The organism is Alicyclobacillus fastidiosus, assembly GCF_026651875.1.
Classification (GTDB): Bacteria; Bacillota; Bacilli; order Alicyclobacillales; family Alicyclobacillaceae; genus Alicyclobacillus; species Alicyclobacillus fastidiosus.
Window position 1 is genome coordinate 2015424 of sequence record NZ_CP104067.1, and the last position, 19159, is coordinate 2034582.

Annotated in this window: 20 protein-coding genes and 1 pseudogene; 11 read left to right on the forward strand and 10 right to left on the reverse strand. The window is 57.2% G+C overall.

The window, feature by feature from the left end:
- Positions 1-30 precede the first annotated feature (30 nt).
- A complete protein-coding gene (gene galU / locus NZD89_RS09995; protein ID WP_268007565.1) occupies positions 31-921 on the reverse strand; it encodes a UTP--glucose-1-phosphate uridylyltransferase GalU in 891 nt (296 codons plus the stop codon).
- Positions 922-1166: 245 nt separating this feature from the next.
- Here galU and NZD89_RS10000 point away from each other — a divergent pair.
- Positions 1167-1564: pseudogene (locus tag NZD89_RS10000) on the forward strand (YheC/YheD family protein).
- Here NZD89_RS10000 and NZD89_RS10005 read toward each other — a convergent pair.
- Complete coding sequence (locus tag NZD89_RS10005; protein WP_268007567.1) at positions 1561-2796, reverse strand: molybdopterin molybdotransferase MoeA; 1236 nt, start codon at positions 2794-2796, stop codon at positions 1561-1563. The pseudogene NZD89_RS10000 and the gene NZD89_RS10005 overlap by 4 nt on opposite strands.
- A gap of 143 nt (positions 2797-2939) precedes the next feature.
- Positions 2940-3893, reverse strand: a complete 954-nt coding sequence (locus tag NZD89_RS10010; RefSeq protein ID WP_268007568.1) for an aldo/keto reductase family protein — start codon at positions 3891-3893, stop codon at positions 2940-2942.
- Positions 3894-4111: 218 nt separating this feature from the next.
- Between NZD89_RS10010 and NZD89_RS10015 the strand changes: the two genes are divergently transcribed.
- From NZD89_RS10015 to NZD89_RS10025, 3 genes are all read left to right on the forward strand, one after another.
- The gene (locus tag NZD89_RS10015) at positions 4112-4660 is read left to right on the forward strand and encodes a peptidylprolyl isomerase (RefSeq protein WP_284285329.1); all 549 of its coding nucleotides are present in this window, start codon (positions 4112-4114) and stop codon (positions 4658-4660) included.
- 85 nt (positions 4661-4745) lie between these two features.
- The gene (locus NZD89_RS10020; RefSeq protein ID WP_268007569.1) at positions 4746-5030 is read left to right on the forward strand and encodes a hypothetical protein; all 285 of its coding nucleotides are present in this window, start codon (positions 4746-4748) and stop codon (positions 5028-5030) included.
- Positions 5031-5176: 146 nt separating this feature from the next.
- A complete protein-coding gene (locus NZD89_RS10025; RefSeq protein WP_268007570.1) occupies positions 5177-5968 on the forward strand; it encodes an SDR family oxidoreductase in 792 nt (263 codons plus the stop codon).
- A gap of 33 nt (positions 5969-6001) precedes the next feature.
- On the opposite strand, the gene NZD89_RS10030 is transcribed toward NZD89_RS10025, so the two are convergent.
- Genes NZD89_RS10030 through NZD89_RS10040 form a run of 3 tightly spaced genes read right to left on the reverse strand, consistent with a single transcriptional unit; the run spans position 6002 to position 7501 of the window.
- Entirely contained in the window at positions 6002-6130 is a 129-nt protein-coding gene (locus NZD89_RS10030; protein ID WP_268007571.1) for a hypothetical protein, read from the reverse strand.
- 33 nt (positions 6131-6163) lie between these two features.
- The gene (locus NZD89_RS10035) at positions 6164-7129 is read right to left on the reverse strand and encodes an SHOCT-like domain-containing protein (protein WP_268007572.1); all 966 of its coding nucleotides are present in this window, start codon (positions 7127-7129) and stop codon (positions 6164-6166) included.
- A 6-nt stretch (positions 7130-7135) separates the two neighbouring features.
- Positions 7136-7501, reverse strand: a complete 366-nt coding sequence (locus NZD89_RS10040) for a DUF2089 domain-containing protein (protein ID WP_268007573.1) — start codon at positions 7499-7501, stop codon at positions 7136-7138.
- 145 nt (positions 7502-7646) lie between these two features.
- Between NZD89_RS10040 and NZD89_RS10045 the strand changes: the two genes are divergently transcribed.
- Positions 7647-8501 (forward strand): 3-hydroxyacyl-CoA dehydrogenase family protein, encoded by an 855-nt coding sequence (locus NZD89_RS10045; protein ID WP_268007574.1) that lies wholly within the window; start codon positions 7647-7649, stop codon positions 8499-8501.
- Here the strand turns inward: NZD89_RS10045 and NZD89_RS10050 are convergent.
- Together NZD89_RS10050 and NZD89_RS10055 are read right to left on the reverse strand one after the other, a co-directional pair.
- A complete protein-coding gene (locus NZD89_RS10050) occupies positions 8489-9469 on the reverse strand; it encodes a malate dehydrogenase (protein ID WP_268007576.1) in 981 nt (326 codons plus the stop codon). The two genes, NZD89_RS10045 and NZD89_RS10050, sit on opposite strands and share 13 nt — an antisense overlap.
- 74 nt (positions 9470-9543) lie before the next feature.
- Positions 9544-10992: an NOL1/NOP2/sun family putative RNA methylase gene (locus tag NZD89_RS10055; protein ID WP_268007577.1), complete on the reverse strand. Its 1449-nt coding sequence runs from the start codon at positions 10990-10992 to the stop codon at positions 9544-9546.
- A gap of 215 nt (positions 10993-11207) precedes the next feature.
- Here NZD89_RS10055 and queF point away from each other — a divergent pair, with 215 nt between their 5' ends.
- A complete protein-coding gene (gene queF, locus NZD89_RS10060) occupies positions 11208-11561 on the forward strand; it encodes a preQ(1) synthase (RefSeq protein WP_268007578.1) in 354 nt (117 codons plus the stop codon).
- Positions 11562-11703: 142 nt separating this feature from the next.
- Here the strand turns inward: queF and panD are convergent, their stop codons facing one another.
- Entirely contained in the window at positions 11704-12090 is a 387-nt protein-coding gene (gene panD / locus NZD89_RS10065; protein WP_268007579.1) for an aspartate 1-decarboxylase, read from the reverse strand.
- A 135-nt stretch (positions 12091-12225) separates the two neighbouring features.
- Between panD and NZD89_RS10070 the strand changes: the two genes are divergently transcribed.
- Together NZD89_RS10070 and NZD89_RS10075 are read left to right on the forward strand one after the other, a co-directional pair.
- A complete protein-coding gene (locus NZD89_RS10070; protein WP_268007580.1) occupies positions 12226-13392 on the forward strand; it encodes a YheC/YheD family protein in 1167 nt (388 codons plus the stop codon).
- Between the two features lie 391 nt (positions 13393-13783).
- Complete coding sequence (locus NZD89_RS10075) at positions 13784-14989, forward strand: 4-hydroxybenzoate 3-monooxygenase (protein ID WP_268007581.1); 1206 nt, start codon at positions 13784-13786, stop codon at positions 14987-14989.
- Here the strand turns inward: NZD89_RS10075 and NZD89_RS10080 are convergent, their stop codons facing one another.
- Positions 14990-15775: an IclR family transcriptional regulator gene (locus NZD89_RS10080; RefSeq protein WP_268007582.1), complete on the reverse strand. Its 786-nt coding sequence runs from the start codon at positions 15773-15775 to the stop codon at positions 14990-14992.
- Between the two features lie 180 nt (positions 15776-15955).
- Between NZD89_RS10080 and NZD89_RS10085 the strand changes: the two genes are divergently transcribed.
- The 3 genes from NZD89_RS10085 (at position 15956) to NZD89_RS10095 (ending at position 19121) form a co-directional block, all read left to right on the forward strand.
- Positions 15956-16762, forward strand: coding sequence for a DODA-type extradiol aromatic ring-opening family dioxygenase (locus NZD89_RS10085; RefSeq protein WP_268007583.1), 807 nt, complete (start codon positions 15956-15958; stop codon positions 16760-16762).
- Positions 16763-16846: 84 nt separating this feature from the next.
- Entirely contained in the window at positions 16847-18283 is a 1437-nt protein-coding gene (locus NZD89_RS10090) for an aldehyde dehydrogenase (RefSeq protein WP_268007584.1), read from the forward strand.
- Between the two features lie 55 nt (positions 18284-18338).
- A complete protein-coding gene (locus NZD89_RS10095; RefSeq protein WP_268007585.1) occupies positions 18339-19121 on the forward strand; it encodes a 2-keto-4-pentenoate hydratase in 783 nt (260 codons plus the stop codon).
- Positions 19122-19159 lie beyond the last annotated feature (38 nt).

Below are 19159 nucleotides of genomic sequence, written 5' to 3' on the forward strand. Positions count from 1 at the left end.
TTGTACGTCAGTTGCGTGCTTTGCGCGGTGTTACAGCGCAGCCAACTGATTTTTAAAGTGTTCGTCAGATAGCCAGTTGCGAATGGAATCTGCCAGCTTCGGTTCGGCGAGGCCGAACGAGAGATTTGCACGCAACCAACCCTCTAGATTCCCGATGTCGTGCCGAACCCCTTCGAATCGATGGCCATCGACTAGGCCGAGAGCAGCCAATTGTTGAATTGCGTCGGTCAGTTGCAGTTCCCCGCCGTGCCCGAGAGGAGTCTCTTCCAAGGCATCGAAAATCGAAGGAGGAAGAATGTAGCGCCCGAGTACTGCCAAGTTGGACGGGGCTTCACTTTCCTTTGGCTTCTCGACCACGCGCTCGACGTGGATGAGATCTGCGTTCGCATCTGCTTTCGCGGGCTCTACGATGCCGTACTTTGAAACGTCCTTTTGGGGAACCGGCTGAATGCCGAGAAGCGCCCTGTTGCCTTCTTCGTAATGCTGCATCAGTTGTCGAGTTACGGGTGAACTCGACTGGATGATGTCGTCGCCGAGCAATACCGCGAACGGTTCTTGTCCGGTAAACGATTTCGCACAGAGAATGGCATGTCCGAGTCCCAGTGGTGTCTTTTGACGAGTATAGTGAATGTCCACCAAATCCGAAATGGCTTTCACTTCTGTGAGCATGTTGGCCTTGCGACTCTGCTCCAAATGAAGTTCAAGTTCCGGCGATCGGTCAAAGTGATCTTCAATTGCCTTTTTTGCACGACCGGTGATGATCAGAATCTCCTCAATCCCGGCGTACACCGCTTCTTCTACGATGTACTGAATACACGGCTTATTGAGGATTGGCAGCATTTCCTTTGGAACAGCTTTGGTGGCTGGCAGCATGCGCGTGCCAAACCCGGCAGCCGGGATGACCGCCTTGCGTACTTTCATTTGATTCACCCCTGGCAATTCAATCGAACCCAATCATGTATGTTAACACAAAAGATTATACACGCTTCGGACAGTTTCTGCATGCTGTCCACGGGATAGTCTCCACGAGCGCAAGACCTAGCATGCGCATGTTAGGTCCTGTTTTAGTCGTACCGAACACCTGCACATTCCCCGTATATCGCTTGGACATAGAGTAGTTTGACCTCGCGCGAATTGACGGGCGACCGTTCGACATTCGCGTCATGATGCAACGGGAGAAACCGGGAGTTGCGTGGCGATACTCGGGCATGCTGGCGAAAATCGCCGGAGGAGGCAGCGTCGTCACCAACACCGCGCTCAGCCGCGGACGAGTCATGGATGTCGACAAGTCCTTGATGGCGGCACTGAATTGGAATCGTGTGCGGGCCGAGCGCACCGGTTGGGTCACGAATGGGCGCGACATTTCGACAGCTATCAGCTATATCGGGAGCTTGGATTTGACGTCGCGATCGATCACGCCGGAAGCATCTGGCTCATCGAACAGAATACCGCGCCGAGCCACGCGCTGTTCGCGCGCAATAAACAGAATCTGGCCCCCTATCGGCGCATTCAGTACCGGTGGGGCGTCTTTCAGCGCGCGCTCAAGGCGAACAAGCGGGCCTAAAACAGGCGCCCGTTCGCGGTTTTGGTCAACAGGACTGGGACGTGTTCCCCGCGCTCGTACACCTGCTTGTCCAATCGTATGATGGCGTTGACATTGGACAGACCTGTGACGAGTCCGGACGACTGGCCCGCTTGTGGAAGGACACTCAACTGGGATTTAGAGAGGCTCGCAGTGGCCCTGTGAAAGCGAACGTGTTTCACAGGCTTGAGGCGGATGGGCTCCGCGAGGACCGCATGATCGGCAAACAAGGGTGCGTCCATTCCGAGTGACTTGCGGATCACGGGGAGCGCGAGCACGTGAAATTGGACGAAACAGGCGGCGGGATTGCCGGACATCCCGAAGATAGTGGTGGAACCTGCCCGGGCTGCGAGAAAGGGAGAACCGGGTCGCATCCACACGCGCTCGATTGGAAGGGACGGTGAACCGCTCACCTTCCGGATGACGGAGGTGGCGTAGTCCGTATCTCCGACCGATGCACCCCCCGTAATCAGGATGTAGTCGACGGCATCGACATACTTGGAGACAGCGTGTTCGATGCGCGCAGGATGGTCATCGATATACGTTACATCCGTGACGATGACACCGAGCTGCCGCAAGGTGGATTGCAAAAACGCGTCACTTGCGGCGTATACCTGTCCCGCACCCAAGGTGGACGTGGCACTCGTCACCAGTTCGCTGCCGGTGCTTACAATCGCCACGCGCACAGGTGCAAACACGGGGATATTGCGGACGCCAGCGGCGCGCAACACCGTTCTTGTCTGACCGTCCACAACCGCGCCTCGCGCGAGCAGCACGTCGCCCGCCTTGGCGTCTTCGCCCTGCAATTGAATCGACTCGCCTGGAGCCACTTGCCGCAACAGTCGGATGGACGTTTCGGACGTCCATTCCACCCACTCTTTGCGAACCACGGCAGAGGTGTTCGGAGGCACGGGTGCTCCTGTCCGGATCTCGACCACGGTCCCGGGACAGATGACGCTCGCCGACCGCTCGCCTGCGTGAATGTCGTCGATGACCAGCAATTCCTCTGTGCTCTCCAAGTCATCCTGGTGCACCGCAAAGCCGTCCATCATGGCGCGATGGAAGGGCGGTAGGTCGACGAACGCGCGAACGGCATCCGCCAGAACTGTCGGCGTGCCGCTAGCGGCCCAGACATCCTGGTGAGTTTGGCCTTGAGGTGCCGCCAAGGACAAGGCGATGGCGTACGCTTCGTCGTACGTGCAAATGGTCCTCACGAGTGTTCTCTCCAATCAGCGAGAGAAGGCGCCGGCTTCCCGACGCCCTCTTTGTTTGTCTTCCGTTCCCGTTGTTTCACCATCGTTTACGTTGCGTGAACGCTCAAACAGCGCACGACGCAAAGGAAGGGCGCGCGCAAAACCTACGCCAACACGGCCTCGATGTCGCCAAGGATGTCTTCGTTCAACTTCACACCTGAAGCCTTCACGTTTTCCAGCACTTGTTCTGGGCGGCTCGCACCGATGAGCGCGCTCGCGACATTGGGTTGGCGCAGAATCCACTCGAGTGCCAGCTGAGGCAGGCTCAGTTCCGCTTTCGTTGCAATCGCTGACAACTGCTCCACCTTGTCGAGGACCTCTTCCGTGAGCGCTCCCTCGAGGAACCGGTTAACACCTGGTGTCGCAGCGCGCGAACCCTCGGGGGCTGCAGTTCCTTTACGATATTTACCAGTTAGTACACCCTGCGCGAGTGGGGAGAAGACCACCTGACCAATGCCCGCGTCTTCACAGATGGGGATGATGGCAGGTTCGATGTAGCGTTCCAACATGTTGTATTTGGGCTGACTCGCCGCGAATTTGTGCAAGCCAAGTTCTTTTTGGAGATGGATCCCTGCAGCAATTCTATCCGCCGACCACTCGCTGAGTCCCCCGTAGAGGACCTTTCCTTGTGAGATCAGGTCATCTAGTGCGCGAAGGCTCTCCTCGAGGTCTGTTTCCGCGTCGTAGCGGTGGAAATAGAAGATGTCGACGTAGTCGACGCCAAGTGACTTGAGACTTTGCTCCACTTGCGACACGATGTGCTTGCGGCTGAGGCCTCTGTCATTTGGGCCGTTGCCGACTGGCCAAAACGCCTTCGTCGTGATGACGTAGCTGTCGCGCGCATAGGGCTTCAAGGCCTCCTGCATGACCTCTTCCGCGGCGTGCGGACGCGCGCCGTATACGTTAGCGCAGTCGAAGTGGTTGATGCCGAGATCGTAAGCTTGTTTTACACAGGCAATCGCCTGTTCCCGCTCGGTGACCGTACCGTATGTAAGCCAACTGCCCAGTGCAATTTCCGAAACTTTAAGACCACTTTTGCCAAGTCTGCGATATTCCATTTCGTCGACACCTCCAAGGACTATTCTACTGAAGAAAGAGAAGTGGACGCAACGATGTGGCGCTCTTTTTACAATCTCGTGGACAAACTTTGGTTGATCCGAGGGCTGTGGTAAGCTATGAAGACCGAGCACACGCCTCCCAACCGAGACGTGTCGCTCTCAATCCGCAAGGATGGCGCCGAATGCGAATCTATCGGCAGCATGAATGAGGTGAATCGATGGCAGAACAAAAGCAGTACAAGCACGAACCAGAGATGCAACTGACCGAGGGAGCTCGGTACGAGGCGATTGTACATACGGGGCTCGGCGAATTTACGATTGAACTCCTGGCGAAGGAAGCGCCGAGAACGGTCAATAACTTTGTCTTTCTCGCGCGCGACGGATACTTTACCGACGTCATTTTTCACCGCGTCATTCGCGAGTTTATGATTCAGGGTGGAGATCCGACGGGCACCGGGCGGGGTGGACCGGGCTACCGGTTTCAAGATGAATTGCCCCCTGCGCTCCCCTATGAGCCGGGCGTCGTCGCGATGGCAAATGCGGGGCCGAACACGAACGGATCGCAATTTTTCATCTGCACTGGCGACATGAGCCGCAATCTGAACCAACAACCAAACTATACGGTGTTTGGGAAAGTGAAGGCGGGCATGGAGACGGTCATGGCTATCGCGTCCGAACCTGTTCAGCGCAGTGCCATGGGAGAACCGAGCCAACCAGTGGATCCAGTTCACATCCAGTCTGTCGAGATAATAGAGTACAACGCCTAGTTTTCGAGAACACATAGACACCGGTCCATCCGATTTGTACTCCTTCGCCGTAGAGTAAAGCAAACGCGCGAGGGAGAGGATGGACATGTCAAATATTCGTGCTTTGGCTATGCAACACGTCGGTCGACCCGTCATTGTACACTCGACCTACGGGGTTCACCGTGGCATCTTACATCACGTCGACAATAACGGGATGTATCTACAGATGTACGGTGCAAACCGGACCGTCAGCGCATCGCAGGAGGCGTCGGCACAAACACTAGGCTCGCTCAAGGGCGCTGGTGTGGAAGCGGAGGAAGTCTTCTGGCCACTTTTCTTTATCCCATTTGTCGCAGCATTCGCACTGAGTGCTTGGTATTGGTACTGGTGACGAAGATGGCGAGTTGCATGGGGCGATGCGTGCGCTTTCAAGGGTGACGCGCCCGTGGGACGTTGCGGAATAAGCGGTCGGATAACCGCTTATTTCGCAACCCGACATGGGTGCTGTCACGATCATCGTCGAAAGGGGGACAAGCTGTGTTATCGAGAACGGCCTTTGTGACGTCTGCTGGAAAGGGACTCGGGCACGCGATGGTGCTCGCGCTCGCGAGAGCTGGGTGGAACGTCTCGTTTACCTATGGGGGCAGTGAGGAAGAAGCTAAGCGGCTGGAGGCGCAAATCACGGCCGCGGGAGGCGCTGCGCTGGCCATCCACTGCGACCTGTTCGACCGCGCGTCTGTCTTGCAGGCGGTGGCTGTAGCGAAACAGCGGTTTGAGTCCATCGATGCACTCGTTCACAACTTCGGCCCGTTTGTCTTCGAGCGCAAGCCGCTGGCCGACTACGACGAAGATATGTGGCAGCGCATGATGCACGGGAATCTCACCAATTTTTTCTGGTTGTACACCGAACTGATTCACGACATGCGATCGCGCCGCTTTGGGCGCTTTGTGACGATCGGCTACGACGGTGCTGGCGAGGCTCGCGGATGGCGGTTTCGAGCCGCGTATGCTGCAGCCAAAGCAGGGTTGGCGGCCTTGACGAGATCCGTTGCAAGGGAAGAGCGAACGTTTGGCATCACTGCCAACATGGTGTGTCCTGGTGATATTCGGGGCACAGATAAGATGAAGATGTTCGACGACGTCACAGGACAGGTCACAGAGGAGGGCCTTCGGCCTGCGGTTGGCGAAGATATTGCGCGGGCGGTCGCTTGGCTGTGCCATGCGGATAGTCAAGAAGTGAATGGAACGGTGCTCGAAATCACAGGGGCTCGTGAGATCTTGGCTCGTGACACACTTGGCGGGACCAATCGGGCGGGGGACAGGGACTAGACCATCTTCTCCCAAAGTTCCCCCCGACTGGACTTATTCGCGTTCAAGTTGGTCTGTTTCCGGTGTGCGCTTCATCGTTTTGCGAACCGCGCTGGTCACGCGCCACGTGAGGTAGATGGCAAACATGACGGCGAGCGCGAAATAGATTGCACTCTGACGCACAGACAACCTCCTAGCGTACGATTGGGAATAGAGTCACTGCTGTACGCTAATTTTTCCGCTTTTTGTCTCCAGGTATACAGAGATGAACGATGAAGTCTCCTCTGGCTCTTCTTTCAACCGGAATGTGCACGAATTTGGACGGTGTTCAGAGTCGTACACCACATCAAGCTCCGGATGGGATACCTGAACCGTCCCCACTGAGGACAATGCCTTTCCGCGAAGGGCCCTGTCGCTTGGCAACCCCCGAAGTTGAATCGTCCCGTTTTTCGACTCCGCATAAAGTTCACTCGTGCTGGTTTGCAGCGCGTCGTGCAACTGAATCAATCCGTTTTGCGACGTTGCCCTGACGACCTCTGCCCTGGCGTGGTGCACGTGAATCTGTCCGTTGGTCGAATCCAGTTCCAAAGTTTGGACCGTGGCGCGATGGACGAAGATGTCGCCGTTGCGGGTGTGAACGACGAGGTTTTGCAGGTGATCAGGTACGTATAGGTCGATGCGACCGCCCGCGACGCGCGCACCGTCGACGCGTTGGAGGAATCGCAGGTCAACTTCCTGTCCTGTTTCGGTCACCTGGATTGCCTGCTCAAGCAGTTCTTTCGCCTTGTCTTGCTCATCCACGCGGACGTCTGCCTGTACGTACATTCGGATGTGAGGTCCCGAGCACCGTTCGACGCGGATACGCCCGTTCGTGGTCTCGACGCGCAGCGCCTTCATGTCGGCTGAGAATTCCCGTTCCACGGACGCGGCGATGTGGTCTCCAAACGACAGGTTGGAGAGGTTGGTCTCAAGTCCGCGGCGCAATTCGGTCATACTTTGGGCGATCACGCTCGACAATTGTGATCCGATGCCCTTCAGGTCGTTCGCCGCCTTGTCCCACGCCGTCTTCCCATCCGCTTTCCCCTTGCTTTTATCGGTTAGCGCTTCAAGCAATAAATCCGCCTGTTCAGCAGTGAGTTTCCCTTCGGCGACAAGTTCGAGAATTTTCAATCGCTCTTGCATTACGTTTCAACCCTTTCGAAGTTTTTCGAGTGTTTCTTCAAAACTGAGTTCACCGTTTTCGAATTGTCGAATCGCGTCCAAGCCGGCAGTCGATTCATCCGACTTTGACGGGGCGTAACCGAGGCTTTGTACGACTTCGTCGAGGCGAGCGCGCACGGTTGGGTAGGAGACACCGAGCTCCCGCTCGACTTCGCGAATGTTCCCGCGACATTTTAAAAACACCTCGACAAACGCGAGCTGTGAAACGGGCAAGTGGAGAATAGGGGTCACGGAAAAGTGACCTTGGACGCGGGTGTCACAGGAAGGACACTGTAGCTCAGTCACGTGCATCGCAGCCTCGCAGGATGGACAACGTAACGGAATGTTTGCCACTGATTACATCGCTCCTTATAAATGTTTAAATATACATTAACATATTCAATGTTTTTGTTAAAATCGATGATACTGTTGAAAGCACAAAAATTTTCCGACGGTGGATGACGTTTGTGACATAATAGATCTACGGAGGGGTGTGCCCATGGAGGTTACTTCAATCGGAGTTGTGGGCGCTGGGTTGATGGGCCGGGGAATCGCGCAGGTCGCCGCCACGAAGGGGTATGATGTGTACCTATACGACATTGACCCTGCTGTGGTGGATCACGCGCTGTTCAAGATTGGTCAGCGCCTGGCATCGGAGGCCCGCAAAGCGCGGATCTCACAAGATGAAAGCGAGCTTGCGCTTCGGCGCATTCGCGCATGCACGGACTTATCTGATTTCATCGATGTTCATCTGGTCATCGAGGCGGTCCCGGAAAAAATGGAACACAAGCAGGCGGTGTTTCGAAGGTTAAGCACGATTTGTTCACCGCGTACCATCTTTGCAACCAATACTTCAGGCTTGTCCATCACGGAGATGGCAAGTGTGACGGACAGGCCTGAGTCGTTTCTCGGAATGCACTTCTTTCATCCGGTGCCCGTGATGAAACTGGTCGAGATCATCCGCGGGAGCGAAACGGAAGAGGAGGCGGTCGACGCCGCCAAGACGGTGTGTGAACGACTCGGGAAACGCGTGATTGAAGTGGGCGAGGCACCTCTGTTCGTCGTTAACCGGATTTTGGTTCCGATGCTCAACGAGGCTATCTTCGTGCTTCAAGAGGGTCTTGCCACCCCGGAGGATATCGACACGGGGATGAAGCTCGGAGCCAATCATCCGATTGGTCCGCTCGCACTTGCGGATATGGTGGGGCTTGATACACTCCTCGACACGTCGCTCACGCTCTTGTCTGAGACAGGCGATACGAAGTACCGCCCGCCTCAGTTGTTGCGCCAGATGGTGCGCGCTGGAAAACTCGGGCGCAAGTCGGGCGTTGGTTTTTATGATTACCGCGACTGAACTCGACTCGCTCGATTAAATGAATCGCGAGCAGTGGTATTCTTCCAAGTCTCGTAGGTGGCCTGCATGGAGGCGGCGGACCGTTTCAGCGCTTCGCGTTCGGCGGCGTCGATGGGCAGTTCCAGTACGTCCTCGATGCCGACCCGCGAGATGCGAACGGGTAGACCGATGAAGACGTCTTCCGGAAGCCCGTACGCGCCGCCGCTTCGCACGGAAATCGGCCAGATTTGACTGACCGGGGAATGCAAGGCGTCAATCATCGCGACGACGGCGTACGCCGGTGTGACGGCAGCTCCGTGCGTCTTGAATTTCTCCATAATTTCGCCACCGCCAAAACGGGTGCGCTCGACCGCATCCGCCCAATCTTCCTCCGACAGCAAGTTGAGTGCGGGTACGCCGTTGACCGATGCGAGTTGTCGTACTGGCACCATGTGGTCTCCATGTCCGCCCAGTACCATCGAGTGAATCTGTTTGTGGCTGACGCCTGCCAGGCGGCTGATCTGATGGGACAGTCGCGCGCTGTCGAGAATCCCGCCTTGGGCCATCACGCGATTCGATGGAAACCCTGTCTCCTCGAAGACGATTCGAGCCAAAATGTCGGCGGGATTGGTCAGGACGATGACGGTTGCGTTCGGGGCGAGCACAGATATGGAGCGACTGATCTGCTGCATCACCAGCGCGTTGGTAGCGATGAGATCCTCCCGGTTGAGTCCTGGTTTGCGGCCGATGCCAGCGGTGATGACCACCACGTCCGCCCCCGTCGCCAGTGCGGCGTCTGAGCCGCCCAGCACGCGCGTATCTGAACCGATCATCGCGCCAGACTGCACGATATCCAACGCCTTTCCCTCGGCCATGTCGCGTTGCACATCGATGAGCGAAACCTCTTCATATCCACGTTCCACGAGCAGTTCCGCGATCTCACCGCCGGTTCCGCCCGCCCCAAAAATACTCACTTTTGTCGAATACATGATTGCTCTCCTCCAATCCAAGCGCTCTATGACCAACAAATGCGAAGGATAGGCGTATGGTCATTCGAAAAGGTTCAAGTCGAAAGGGAGATCAGTCCCTGTTTTCGCCACCCTTTTGGATACAAATTGTTGACTCGACCAGGAACCGCCTTGGCAAAGCCCAGACACAGACCTGCGTGTTCCAATGCGACAAATCCGCGGAGCCCGTCGTCATTGGCGAGCGCATCTCCTGCCATATAGCGGATGGCCGCCTGTTCGTCGAGTGGCTTCACGTTGAAAAAGCGGTTCGGCGAACTCCGTAAAGCTAGCCCGTGGAGTGGCTCGATCCGGTTGCCCTCTCGCTTTGCGAGCGGCGTTCCCGGGCGCAATACGCGAATGCCGTCCACCGACAGCCCCAGAAGTTCGTCGCTGAAGTAAATATCCTTGTGTAAAATGGGCGTTTCGATAGAGGGGTCCGGACGCTTGCATATCTCCGCCAGCCAATTCTGCCAGTCCTTAAATCCCGTCCCTCTCAGGCCAACGCTTCGTCCTTCACCTCGGCGTTCGCGGCCAGCGCGCGCGCGCCGGCCACTATCCAGAGAGCTGTCCGATACACTTGTGGCAGCCCCCGGTTTTCGCAACCGCGCGACGAAGTGACCTTCGCCCTCGGCCAAATGCGGCCAAAGTCGCCGCGTCTTGGTGAGTGCGATGCGACCGTCGGCGAAGTCGGGCCGCCCAGGGCTCCATCGCGGCAAATTCGGGAGTTCCTCGACGACGAGTCCGAGCTCGTCCTCCATCCATGCGACGATTTGTTCGTTTTCCATCGGATTGAACGTGCACGTGGAGTATATGAGTCGACCACCTGGCAAGAGCATTTCCACTGCCGAGCTAAGGATGTCCTTTTGCCTCGTCGCGCAGACGATGGGTGAGTCTTTCGACCATTCTTTCGCCGCCTGTGGATCCTTGCGGAACATTCCCTCGCCGGAGCAGGGCGCGTCGACGAGAATCGCGTGAAACGAGGCCGGCCACGCCTTTGCCAAGGCCCCTGGAGATTCGTTCGTCACGGCGGCCGCGGCACCCATCCGTTCGAGGTTTTCCGCGAGAATTTTCACTCTCGTGGGATGGATTTCGTTGGCCACCAGGTGGCCGAGGTTGTTCATCAACCGTGCGATGGCCGTCGATTTGCCGCCGGGTGCGGCGCAGAGGTCGAGAATGCGTTCCCCTGGCTGCGGGTCAACCGCGAGTGCCACCGCCATGGCAGACGGTTCCTGAATGTAAAAAGCGCCCGCCTCGTGGTAAATGGTTTTGCCCAGGACAGATTCCTCGTCCATGTAGAAACCGAATGGCATCCACGGCACCTGGCCGCGAAGATGGCGCAATACCGCATGCAAAATCGGGGGCCTCGACGGATCGTCGGCGCGAACGGACCATCGGTCTATGCGCACCCCTCTACTCGGCGGTCTGTCGTAGGAGGCTTCGAACTCGGGCCAGGCGGGGCCGAGATGTGGTTTCATCATGTCGACGAATGCGTTTGGAAGCTGCAATTCGTTCTGTCCCTTCTCTATCAGCGTGATGGTGCGTCCGTTTTAGGATACCACGCTGCGCCTTGCCAATGAAAAGGTGCGGGTCGTGGCCGATGTTCGATTTGGCGGATGAAGGATTGCGCGTTTGGGTGGAGGTCTGTATATTGGTACGGGGCGAAGCCCAATCATCCGACTACCACGTCACGTTACTTCATGTATAGAGGGGATTGAATCAGATGTTGACACAACCGACGAAAGAACTGGTCACGGTGCCGAATCCGCACCCAAACCGCGTCTACACGGTAGAAATGGACTGCGCGGAGTTTACGACGCTCTGCCCGATGACAGGGCAGCCGGACTTCGCTACGATTTATGTGGAATATCAGCCAGCGCAAAAGCTCGTCGAGCTGAAGTCCTTGAAACTCTATCTCTGGAGTTTCCGCAACGAAGCAAACTATCACGAGGATTGCGTGAACCGCATTCTCAACGATTTTGTGGCGGCCAGCGAGCCGCGCTACGCAAAAGTGGTTGGAGATTTCACCATTCGCGGCGGGATTCACACGAAAGTGACGGTCGAGTACACCGCGTAAGCTCCGGTAGATGAGAATGGGGCCTTCCCTAGAGCTGATCCAGCTAAATGGACGGGTTCTGGGGGAGGCCCTTGTCTGTTGCGGCAGTGTCCCCCTTTCCGGGCACGCGCCCGTTTCGTTTGAATCAGTTGAACGGCAGGGCCTATTCCGGCATTTCCTCAGAAGGCTTGTGCGTTACGACGGAAGCGATGCGGTTTTGGTCGTCGACGAAGACGACCTTTGCCTCGAGCGATGCCCACTCTGGATCGTCCATCCACCCGATCGACAATACGATTATTTTATCACCTGGTTGGAAGAGTCTAGCCGGCGGGCCATTCAAGCAGACCGCACCGCTGCCTTCTCCGCCAGCGATGGCGTACGTGTGCCACAATTGACCGTTCGACAGATTCGTGATCTGGACCATCTCGTACGGGTGGATGTCGGCCGCCTTCATGAGCAGCGGATCGAGTGTGATGCTCCCCATATAGTTCAAGTCCGCCTGAGTCACCGTCAGTCGGTGCAATTTCCCCTTGCATATTTTGCGAAACACGGCGTTAACAGCCTCCTTGGTGCATAGCGATGCTCGGGGCCTAGGCTGCCATCTGGCGCTCTAGACTCGTGCATTGACGCCACTTAGTCAACTCCACATATACTGTGCTGGGCATTGCATCGAGGTGATGAAATCGTGGCAGGTTCGGCAGGGTATATCGGTGTCGCAACAACCGCTTTGCCAAAAGGGCGATCGATTGGGGAGAAGCGGATCACCCGCCCGTCGATGCAGTATATTCGGCTAGCGGAGAACGCATTCGCCCGGGGTGTGACGCTGTATTTATTTCATCCTCATCAGGTCGACTGGGGGAAGGGGAAAGTTCGTGCGTGGATGCCAGAGAATCGGGCTCGTCCACGGGGAAACTGGGTTGTCAAAATGGAGCGGTTGCCAGACGTCGTTTATGAGAACGTCTACGTCCATCTCGCCATGCAAGGGTACACGGGCGAACTGCGCAGAGAGGTGAGCAAGCGCAAGATCCCGCTGTACAATCCGGTGCTGCCTGGGAAATGGCGGATGGTCGAGCTGCTGCGGGCACATGACATGTCGGACTTCACGCCGCAAACTGAACACCTTCGGAGTGCGAATCAAGCCATCGACCGACTGAATCAGTGGAACGTCGTCTACGTCAAACCGATCGGAGGTTATGGAGGCATGGACGTCACCCGTGTGGAGCGCCTGGGGGCGGGGCGCTACCGCGTGGGGATGGATCGGACGAAGGCACAGACCGCGCACATGCGGATGACGATGACGGAACCGGAATTGCGCAAGTGGATTGGCCCGCGCCTGCGCAAACCTCACATTATCCAACGCGGTCTTCGCCTGATCTCAGTGAGTGGGCGCAAAGTCGATTTTCGTGTGGTCCTGAACAGGGATCGTGCTGGCGAATGGCAACTGATTGGAATCGTGCCGAAGATGGCCGCGAGGGATGGCGTCGTGACGAACATCATCGCCGGTGGCGAGCGAACCGACGTCGAGAAGCTCGGCGCCATCGCCGAGCGACAAGGCAAGCGAATTCCACTGGCGGAACTCGAAAGCAAGGCCAAGCAAATCGCGGGCGTCCTGTCGAAGCGCTACCCGACGATGGGACTCGTAGGCTTCGATATGGCGGTCGAGGAAGATTTGAAGGTGTCGATGATCGAAATGAATCCGAAGCCAGCGAGATCCCTTCTGTCGAAGGTGATGCTGGAACGCCTCGCCACGCATACGGTGGGCTTCGCGATGTACTTGGCGAAGCGGCGCGCGAACCATCCGTCGCTAGCCTCGGGTGCCGAGGTGGCAGACGAGGTTTCGCAGTTACTGTAAATCAGCCTGCCGCCGATCCCGCCCGCCTTTGCCCGCGGATGTGGCGGCTTGAGTTCATGGTTGGATGGAAACTCCGGTGTCCCGCGGGCATCGGGCTATCGATTCCGCGCGGACGGGCCCACCTCCTTCAGAGAACTTCCGCAAACCCAAAATAAATGTTTTCCAGTTCCGTATGCGGGAATTTTTCGGTAGCCGCACGCGGCAGGAAAGTGATATTTTTTATATGTGTTAGCGCTTACATATCGTCGTCCGTCGCGTTCTGTACATCTATCGCGCGCGGACTCGAGTCGTGGGCGGTCTTTGGACACGCTCACTTCTGCGTGCGCTCACCTCTGCAACCTTCGAATTCGCCACTGCACCAGATTGATCTGACCACGGGAGAGTGTGGCTGATGAAAACACAAGTGGGCATTATCGGCGCGGGCCCCGCTGGCTTGATGCTCGCGCATTTACTCCACCGACGAGGGATTGAATCTATCGTGCTGGAGCATCGTTCACGCCGGGACATCGAGGAGACGATTCGAGCGGGGGTGCTCGAGCAGGGAACAGTCGACCTCATGCAAGAGCTAGGCCTCGCCGACAGACTGCTCGCGCAAGGCCAGCCGCATCATGGGTTTGAATTGCGCTTTGGGGGCGTGAGCCATCGCGTCAACATGTCGGAACTGACGGGTGGAAAGCACGTCACTGTATACGCTCAGCATGAAGTGATCAAGGATTTGGTGGGCGCGTGCGAGCGGCGCGGAATACCTATGTACTTTGAGGTCTCTCAGGTTTCGTTGGAGAGGGTTGAGACGGACCCTGTCATTCGCTTTGTTCGATGTGGGGACGAGGCGCCAAGCGCCTTGCACTGCGACTTTATCGCTGGCTGTGACGGATTTCACGGACCGAGTAGGCAAAGTATACCTAGCCAGCTGCGAACCGAGTACCGGAAGGAGTATCCGATTGGATGGCTTGGCATCTTGACCCAGGCCCCGCCGTCGAATGCGGAACTGATATACAGCGGGCATGAGCGTGGGTTCGCACTGATCAGCACGAGGTCGCCGGATATTCAGCGCATGTACTTGCAGGTAGACGCGACAGATCACATCGATGGTTGGTCCGATGAGCGGATTTGGAGTGAATTGCACGCCCGGTTGGAAGGAACCGACGGGTTTCGTCTGACCGAAGGTCCAATCATTCAGAAAAACATTGTACCTATGCGCAGCTTCGTGTGTGATCCGATGCAGTACGGCCGCTTGTTTCTCGCCGGAGACAGCGCGCATATCGTGCCGCCGACCGGCGCAAAAGGATTGAATCTCGCCGTCTCCGACGCGCGCGTATTGGCCGAGGGGATGGTCCATTTCTATCAGACGAACAGCCGCGCGCTGCTCGAGGACTACACCGATATCTGCCTTCGCCGCGTTTGGAAGGCACAGCGGTTCTCCAACCTGATGACGTCGATGCTGCATCGCTTCGCAGACCACACGGACTACGACCGCAAGTTGCAGTTGGCGGAACTAGGCTATCTCACCTCCTCGAGCGCCGGGATCACCACATTGGCCGAAAACTATGTGGGTTTGCCGATTGAATGGGGATCTCTCACTGAATGCGCGACCTGATTATCGCCGTCGTTCGTAGTACCCAAGGCGACTGGAAATCTCCGCTGCGATGCCGCGCAAGGTCCGCGCAATCGACAGCATCTTCGCATCGGTAAAGCGCTCGGCCGGTCCAACCACGGTGACCGCGCCGATGACGGCCCGCGTGTAGTCGCGAACGGGAACCGCTATGGAGTGCACTCCGCCGCGAAGTTCCCCGCGGCTCATCGCGTATCCGTCCTCGCGAACCCGCGCGAGCGACTGCAAGAGTGCGTCGGGATCGGCGATGGTATTCGGCGTGACTTTCTCGAGCCCGCGCCGCAGCACGTCGTCGACAAACTCGGGAGTCTGGTATGCCAAAATCGCCTTTCCGGAGCTCGTGCAGTGCAGTGGATTTTTGCGGCCCAAGTGCGTGAGGATCTGAATGGGGTGTTTGCATTCGAGTTTGCTGACATACACCGTGGAATAGTCTTCGAGCACGGCCAAATGGACGGTTTCGTCAAAGCGATTGACAAACGATTCGAGCAGGTGCTGACCCTCGCGATAGATTTCGAGGTTGGACATGATAATGCCGCCGAGACTGAGCACAGAGAGCCCGAGCCGATAGCGATGCGTGCGTTCGTCTCGGCGGACAAACCCTTCCTCGGCCAATGTCGTCATCACCCGGTGGACCGTGCTTTTCGACAATCCAAGTTCCTCTGCTATCTCGGTAATGCCCTTTTCGGGCCTATCCATGGTGAAGCAGTTGAGCACGTGCAAGGCGTTTTTCAAGGATGATAGGGTGCGGTAGTCGTGCATCTGATTCTCCATACATCACACTGCCCTCTACTGTATATTTTGATTTAATCGCGAGTTGTTCCGTATACAAGAACCGCGCTATGTTGAAATCGGTTACTCAATGATAGCATTTTTCTAAGCCGGATGTTTTGAACCATCACTGGGTTACGGGGTTTACCGAACCTGTTGCCATTTGCGAGAGGAGGAAATCTGATGAGTTTGGAATTGGCGATGATATCGCCGCACACGCCGAGAATTTGCCATCAGGACAGGGTGCCAGAGTTTCAAAAGCCCATGGTGGAAGCGATGTATGAGGCGGCGAACGTGATCGACAGCGTGCATCCCGATGCCATCGTACTCGTGTCTTGCCACTGGATGTCCAGTTTTTTTCATTATGTAGATGCTACAGACCGTCACAAGGGCATTTTAACCGCTTTCGAATGTCCAGATCTGATCACCGACGTTCCATATGACCACCCTGGTGATTCGGCACTTGCCACGCAGTTTGTCGAGGCCGGGAAGGCAGCGGGTCTGTCGGTTGTCGGTATCAACGACCCGACCTACGTCTGGGATTACGGTACGGTTGTCCCCCTGCGCTACCTGTTAAAGCGCAAGGATATCCCCGTCGTCGACTTATCTGTGTGCTGGGCAGCTTCCCTTGAGGAAACCGTCGAATGGGGGAAGGCGATTGGCGAGGTGATTCGCAACTCGCAAAAGCGAATCGTATTCGTTGCGAGCGGTGCGTTAGCGCACAATTTGGGCCGTCGCCCTGATCTGTGGCCGAATCTGACCGAACAGACGCTCGACCGCGAGTTTTGCAATCACTTGGTCAACGGGGACCGAACATCCGCGTTGGAAATGTTGCCGTCCTATGTGAGGGCGGCGGGTGTCGAGTCGGGCGGCAGACACGTCGCGATGCTCTTAGGCGTTCTGCAAAGCGACTTCCGGGGCGTCCTGCACGGATACGGGCCCTCTTCCGGCTCAGGCAACCCTGTCCTGACGATTTGCCACGCGAGTTAGGCGAGCGTCGAGGATTGGGCCGACACGAGTCTATTCACAGACATCAATCATCCCGTTTGGGGTGTAGGAGAGAGGTCAGAGTCTATGGAACAGGTATTGCATTTTATCGATGGTAAGTTTGTGCCATCTGCGGATGGTCGTACGTTTGACAATATCAATCCGGCTACCGGCGAGAAAATAGGCACCGTGGCAGAAGGCAGTGACGTCGAAATCAACCAAGCGGTCACGGCGGCCCGCCGGGCGTTTCAGACGTGGGGCAAGACGTCGGCGGCCGAGCGGTCGACGGTGCTCAACCGTATCGCTCAACTGATGGAAGAACGACTAGAGGAGCTCGCGCTGCTAGAGACAATGGACACCGGCAAGCCGCTGTCGCTGTCAAAGAGCTTAGATATTCCGCGCGCTGCCTACAACTTTCGATTTTTCGCAGACTTCGTGAAGGGTTTGTCCACCGAATGTTTTGAAATGGAAGGCGTGGCGCTCAACTACGCGTTGCGGCGGCCTGTCGGGGTGGCGGGACTGATCTCTCCGTGGAACTTGCCGCTCCTCCTGTTGACTTGGAAAGTTGCCCCGTGTCTCGCCGCAGGCAATACGTGCGTCATCAAACCGGCCGAGTTGACGCCCATGACGGCGACGGTTCTGGCAGAGATATGCAAGGAAGCTGGACTGCCGGATGGCGTGCTCAACGTCGTGCACGGATTCGGGCCGGACGCGGCGGGGTCGGCGTTGACCGAACACCCGAACGTCGACCTGATCTCGCTCACCGGTGAAACATCGACTGGGCGCGCCGTGATGAAGGCGGCCTCGGCGACGCTCAAGGGACTGTCGTTCGAACTGGGCGGTAAGAATCCCAATCTCATCTTCGCCGATGCGGCTCTCGACGATGCCATCGAGACGACCCTCCGGTCGAGTTTTGCCAATCAAGGCGAAGTGTGTCTCTGCGGCTCCCGCATCTACGTCGAGCGCCCCATCTACGACACATTTGTCGAACGATTCGCCGCCAGAGCGGGCGAACTGGTCGTTGGAGATCCGCTGGACCCGAAGACGAATGTCGGGTCGCTCATCAGTCAGGAGCACCTGGAACGCGTCGAGGGGTTCATCGAGCGGGCCGTGCAGGAGGGAGGGCGCGTCATCCTCGGCGGAAAGCGCCCGGCACATTTGAGCAGAGGCGCCTTCCTCGAACCGACCATCATCGTCGACGTCGATTCTTCGTGCGAGATCACGCGGCAAGAGGTATTCGGTCCCGTGGTGACCGTGCAACCGTTTGACACGGTCGAAGAGGTGATCGAAGTCGCCAACGACACGAGTTACGGCTTGAGCGCGACCGTTTGGACGACTGACTTGAAGCGGGCCCATCGCGTCGCTGCGGAGCTTCAGGCGGGCATCGTCTGGGTCAACACGTGGTTCCTGCGCGACCTGCGTACGCCGTTCGGCGGTTCCAAGCAAAGTGGCATCGGCCGCGAGGGTGGCGTTCACTCGTTCGAATTTTTCTCGGAACTAAAGAACATCTGCATCAAGCTGTAGTTGGAAACAACGCACGTGCAGGGGTCATCGTACCAATGCGAAGGAGGAGGGCCCTGTGTCGATAGGGACATCATCGAGATACGCGGAGAGACTATTTCAGGCCCAACAAAATCTCTCGCCGATACCACCCATCACGAGTGAAGGCGCCGAGATTACGATGGAAACGGCGTACGCCATCCAAATGCACAACGTGGAACGGCGCCTCGCGGCTGGCGACCGAGTGGTCGGTCACAAAATTGGTCTGACGAGCAAACCGATGCAGGCGATGCTTGGCGTCGATGAGCCGGATTTTGGCCACTTGTTCGCCTCCATGCAGTACCAGTCCGGGGACAGCGTGGACTATCCCCTCATTCAGCCTCGCGTCGAACCTGAGTTGGCCTTTCTGTTACAGGATGATTTAATCGGCCCAAACGTGAGTGTTCAGGATGTTCTGCGGGCGACGCGCTACGTGCTGCCTGCCATTGAGATCATCGACAGCCGTATTGCCGACTGGCGAATTCAGTTGGCGGACACCATCGCCGACAATGCGTCCTTGGGTTGTTTCGTGCTTGGTGACGCGGTGCGCGCTCCCGAAGCGGTGAACCTTGCGACCATCGGGGGTGTCCTGCGCGTCAATGGAGCCATTGTGCAGACCGGGGCTGGGGGCGCCGTCATGGGGCATCCAGCTGCGGCGGTGGCCTGGCTGGCCAACAAGCTATCCTCCCTCGGGACAGAACTCAAGGCGGGCGAGGTCATCCTCTCCGGAGCGATTAGCGCGGCGGTGCCCGTGCAACCGGGGGATCGCGTCTCGCTCTCGTTTGGCCCACTCGGCAAAGTGGATTTGATGATGAAGGCGTAGCGACGGCGGCCACCTTGCGATGCCGTGTTGCTCGCGTT

What these genes read in the sequence shown, in the direction of transcription:
- NZD89_RS10075 (WP_268007581.1), top strand. Translation starts at nt 13,784, where the DNA reads ATGAAAACACAAGTGGGCATTATCGGCGCGGGCCCCGCTGGCTTGATG.
- NZD89_RS10050 (WP_268007576.1), bottom strand. Translation starts at nt 9,469, where the DNA reads ATGTATTCGACAAAAGTGAGTATTTTTGGGGCGGGCGGAACCGGCGGT.
- NZD89_RS10045 (WP_268007574.1), top strand. Translation starts at nt 7,647, where the DNA reads ATGGAGGTTACTTCAATCGGAGTTGTGGGCGCTGGGTTGATGGGCCGG.
- NZD89_RS10010 (WP_268007568.1), bottom strand. Translation starts at nt 3,893, where the DNA reads ATGGAATATCGCAGACTTGGCAAAAGTGGTCTTAAAGTTTCGGAAATT.
- NZD89_RS10085 (WP_268007583.1), top strand. Translation starts at nt 15,956, where the DNA reads ATGAGTTTGGAATTGGCGATGATATCGCCGCACACGCCGAGAATTTGC.
- NZD89_RS10090 (WP_268007584.1), top strand. Translation starts at nt 16,847, where the DNA reads ATGGAACAGGTATTGCATTTTATCGATGGTAAGTTTGTGCCATCTGCG.
- NZD89_RS10035 (WP_268007572.1), bottom strand. Translation starts at nt 7,129, where the DNA reads ATGCAAGAGCGATTGAAAATTCTCGAACTTGTCGCCGAAGGGAAACTC.
- NZD89_RS10015 (WP_284285329.1), top strand. Translation starts at nt 4,112, where the DNA reads ATGGCAGAACAAAAGCAGTACAAGCACGAACCAGAGATGCAACTGACC.
- NZD89_RS10020 (WP_268007569.1), top strand. Translation starts at nt 4,746, where the DNA reads ATGTCAAATATTCGTGCTTTGGCTATGCAACACGTCGGTCGACCCGTC.
- queF (WP_268007578.1), top strand. Translation starts at nt 11,208, where the DNA reads ATGTTGACACAACCGACGAAAGAACTGGTCACGGTGCCGAATCCGCAC.
- galU (WP_268007565.1), bottom strand. Translation starts at nt 921, where the DNA reads ATGAAAGTACGCAAGGCGGTCATCCCGGCTGCCGGGTTTGGCACGCGC.
- NZD89_RS10080 (WP_268007582.1), bottom strand. Translation starts at nt 15,775, where the DNA reads ATGGAGAATCAGATGCACGACTACCGCACCCTATCATCCTTGAAAAAC.